Origin of the sequence: Methanospirillum sp., from assembly GCF_028679455.1 — an archaeon.
Classification (GTDB): domain Archaea; phylum Halobacteriota; class Methanomicrobia; order Methanomicrobiales; family Methanospirillaceae; genus Methanospirillum.
This window is the reverse complement of sequence record NZ_JAJRBM010000030.1, coordinates 1-4089: the sequence shown is the minus strand read 5'-3', so window position 1 is coordinate 4089 and position 4089 is coordinate 1. Positions and strand designations below refer to the sequence as shown.

The window sequence follows — 4089 nt, the reverse complement described above, 5'->3', positions numbered from 1 at the left end:
TGGAAAATTTCTGGATACGATAATTGTTCACATCCACAACATATAGAAAACCGTCTCGTCCAATCTGGATCCCCAGTGGAATCTGAAATCTGCCTGGAGTATCTCCCTTCGATCCCCAGGACCGGATCCAGGTGCCGTTTGAACTGAACTGCTGTATTCGGTTATTCTGCGAGTCGGTAACATACACCATCCCGACAGGATCCACCGTTACACCCCAGGGTTCCCTGAACTCACCGTCCTTAATCCCCTGCTTTCCCCATGTTTCCAGTATTCTTCCGGTTGTATCGAGTCTGACGATCCGGTTATTTCCAAGGTCTGCAACATATAGTGAGCCGTCAGGGCCGAAGGCCAGACCTGAAGGACGGTTGAACTGTCCGGATCCATACCCATGACTCCCCAGAGATGAGAGATATCTGCCATCTGGCGAGAAGATCTCAATCCTTCCATACCCCTGGTTGGCAATGTAGATAGTTCCAGTCGAATCACGTGCGATCCCTCCCGGATTGTTGAACCTTCCATCAGGCACTGAGCGGTTATCAAAGGTAAGGAGAATATTTCCTCTGATATCAGTTTTGTATGCCGTGTGAGCATTGTAATCAGAGATGAACAGTGTCCGGTCCTCATTATAAACTACCTGTGACGGATATTTCAAGCCATGCACCGGGATAACAACCGGTGTTACATAAAGCCGGGATGATTCAGACTCCTGTTCTGGTGAGACTTTGACTTGCACGGTAACATGATCTGATGATCCTGATGGCAGTGACTGACCTGCAACTCTCGTTCGGTGAATAATCGATATCTTCTTCTTTTGTGAATCTCCCACGACCAGATCGCCATCAGGTGTAAAAGCCAGAGATGGGAACTGTACCGATGAGGTTGGAAGCATTGTCCGGTCGACCAGAGTTCCATTCGTGTTCAGGATAGAAACATCGTTATGACCTACAGCAGAACAGTACAGATAGCCATCCGGACCGATGATCAGATCGAACAATACCGTGTCAGAGTAAAATCCAAGTTTATTCAGGCTCCAGTCACCGATCAGCGTTCCGTTTGGGCTATAGACCCGAAAATCCCGGGAACCAGGGTCGATCATATACAGCGTATCATTCTCATCTATTGCCATCGGGCCCGGTGATCTAGGGATGCTGGTTTGTCGGGTTATGTTCCGGGTTTGGACCAGGTTTCCCCGGGGATCAAGTACTCTGATGGTTTTGTCTGCGGGTTCAGTAACATAGATGAAACCTGTCGAATTCACTGCGATATATCTGACTCCATAGTGGTGGACGCTGGAATTCCCAGGGATTGTAAAATTGGATCTCTCATTTCCTTGTGGATCAAACACAAGTACCCGGTCAGTTCCCGAATCAGCAGCATACAGGTTTCCCTTCGAATCGAGTATTATTCCTCCCGGAGAAAAGAGGAATCCTGTACCTTCAAACCATCCTCCGATGGATCGAAGATATGTCCCGTTCAGGGAAAAGATTGCGATCTGATGATTTCCCGTGTCTGATATATAGATGGTGCCATCCCTCCCGACTTGCAGATCACTGATCTGATCTAGTTCGCCTGGAAGTGAACCGAAAGATCCAAATTCGTTTGTAACTTCATAGGTGAAATGTCCCGAAGTTGTGTTTGTTATCTGTACTGAAAGGGAGGCTGCATTCACCATGGGAACTATCGCAGATACCAGGATCAGAAGAAAAATAGCAGAAGAGAAGAGAAAAAAGTCAGATTGAGGAAGTCCTCCTCCCGGCTCATGAAAGGGGTGTGAGGGTATGTGCCCATTCCCTGATCGGTACTTACGGAGAATGATTGGGATCATATTGGATCACCGATGGACCAGGGAATGAGTAGTACATTCATATTTTATTCACAGAACCGGAGCGTAATATTCCCCGTTCTCCATCCCGGATACAAAGATATCTGCATACTCCTTAAGGGCCTCATCGGGGCTGATATCTGCGAAGCGGTCCGGATGAAGGGCTTTTGCGACATACACCAGACCCACAGGACTACGGAGACCGTATGCAAGATCCCCGTTCAGGGCGTATACCTGGGTATCCTTTACTGCAGTAAGGGTCTCAAAGCCTGCCCGTTTCATCACATCGTCCCTGACTTGTGCCAGAGTTTTATCCGGTTTAACTGAAACTGCCTTGATGATCAGATCCGGATCTTCACTGATCACCCATTCAGGGGTGACCTTCGGCCACTGTTCGCCAAGATCTGATGCAATGTTGTTCCCTTTTGCGATGGTGACCAATTGATCCATACCGCTATCTTTCCCGTTGGCAGAGTAATCTGAATATCCCTCGATGTAAACTTCAGGGAGTGCATCAGCAGGGAGATCAGCCACCTGGCCAGTGATTTTGTTCACCCACCTGTCCTTAAATCCGATATACTGTTCTGCCCGGTCTGGAGCCCCGATGAGGGATCCGAGAGCCCTGACATCGTGATCCAGGGTGTTCATCTTGTAACAGTCCAGATAGGTCAGATTGATCCCGGCATTGATGAATTGGTCAGTATTTTTCGGTTTTGAACTTGAATACGTGATAACTGCATCAGGTTTGAGCTGCAGGACCTTCTCCAGACTTGGAGTCTGCCAGTTCCCCACATTTTCCGCATTCGGAATATGGGACATGAGAACGGTATCGGTCATGACACTATCGGTAAGTCCGACTATCTTATCTCCGGCTCCCAGGGCGACCATCGTTTCAGCAACATCACTGTTCAGGCAGACTACCCGTTCAGCGGGACCTGGAAGGGTGATTGAATTTCCAGGTGTATCGGTAAAGGTTACTGATGCTGTACAGATTCCCGTTATTCCACAGAGGAGAATCAGGAGTGTTAGAACGATTGGAGTAATTTTTTTTACATTCATGGTTCGATTTCCAGGTTTTTTTAGCGATATGAGTTGTATTTAGCCATTCAGATCTTCACCTTCCTGAATGCGTGAACCGCTAATCCTACAACAATCAGACAGAGAACGAATAGTAGCCCGATCTGGGTGAACGGTATGGCTCCGGTCTGCATCATCCGAATCCCGTCAATTGCATAACTCAATGGGTTCAGATGAGCCAGAGGCCTGAGCCAGTCCGGCATCTGATCATAAGGCATCATGGCTGACGAGGTGAAGAAGATGGGCATCGAGATCATCGCATTTACCGCAGCATACTGGTCATGATCCCCTACGTATATTGCCAGAGTAGTTGCACAGGCAGAGAGGAGAGAACCAAAAATGAACAGGATCAGATAGGTCATCGCCAACTGGGTAGGAGAGTAGAGTTGTGCTCCGAGGAGGAATGCGATGCACAGAATAATCGTTGACTGAATAAGACCACGAATGGTGATCACCAGGATCTTACCGAACAGGATAGATTCCCGGGGTGGCGGGAGAGCCAGGAATTTGTTAAAGAATCCGAGCATCCGGTCCATGATGAGCAGCCCTCCTCCGGCTAGTGACGCTGAAAGAGTCGTCATTGCAAGGATTCCCGGAGTAACGAAATCGATATAATGATCCGTAAATCTGATCGGCAGGGCCAGACCGACAAAGACCAGCCATGCAGCAGGCATCACCATTGCCGAGATAAAACCCCATTTTCCTCTGAACCATCGGATCAGATCCCGGCGACAGTAGACTAGGATCGGATTCATCCCCGCCTCCCCGTAATATTCCTGAATCTGCTCAGATTAAACGGAGAAGTATCTTCTGCATTATCAACCAGGTGGAGGAATACGTCATCAAGTGAAGGACGCCGTACTGACATTGCCAGAACCTTCACTCCCTGTTCTGTCAGGGCATCCTTGATCAGGGGAAGGGCCGCGTCACCGTGATCTGCATAAAAAGTCAGTTCATCTGCTTCAGCCTTAGTAAATCTGACACCTGGTACTGAGATCGGTGAAAAATACCCGGAGATGGTTATCGTTACCACATCCTGGGATATCATGGATTTCAAATTTGCAGGGGAGTCAATAGCCTTGACAACTCCTTTGTCCATGATTGCCACCCGGTCGCAGTACCGGTCAGCCTCATCCATATAATGAGTGGTCACAAAGATACTCATCCCACCGCTGCGAAGCGTCCTGATA

The 4089-nt window shown here is 48.4% G+C and carries 4 protein-coding genes; all 4 read right to left on the bottom strand.

Annotated elements, in window-relative coordinates; translation table 11 throughout:
- Positions 1-1825 (bottom strand): NHL repeat-containing protein (locus LUQ50_RS00855; protein WP_300034744.1); only part of this gene is annotated, 1825 nt, incomplete at its 3' end.
- A 48-nt stretch (positions 1826-1873) separates the two neighbouring features.
- Positions 1874-2881, bottom strand: a complete 1008-nt coding sequence (locus tag LUQ50_RS00850; protein WP_300034741.1) for an ABC transporter substrate-binding protein — start codon at positions 2879-2881, stop codon at positions 1874-1876.
- A 47-nt stretch (positions 2882-2928) separates the two neighbouring features.
- Positions 2929-3654: an ABC transporter permease gene (locus tag LUQ50_RS00845; protein WP_300034738.1), complete on the bottom strand. Its 726-nt coding sequence runs from the start codon at positions 3652-3654 to the stop codon at positions 2929-2931.
- Positions 3651-4089, bottom strand: a 439-nt coding sequence (locus LUQ50_RS00840; protein WP_300034732.1) for a DUF4162 domain-containing protein, incomplete at its 5' end; no start/stop codon positions are given. The genes LUQ50_RS00840 and LUQ50_RS00845, both read right to left, overlap by 4 nt.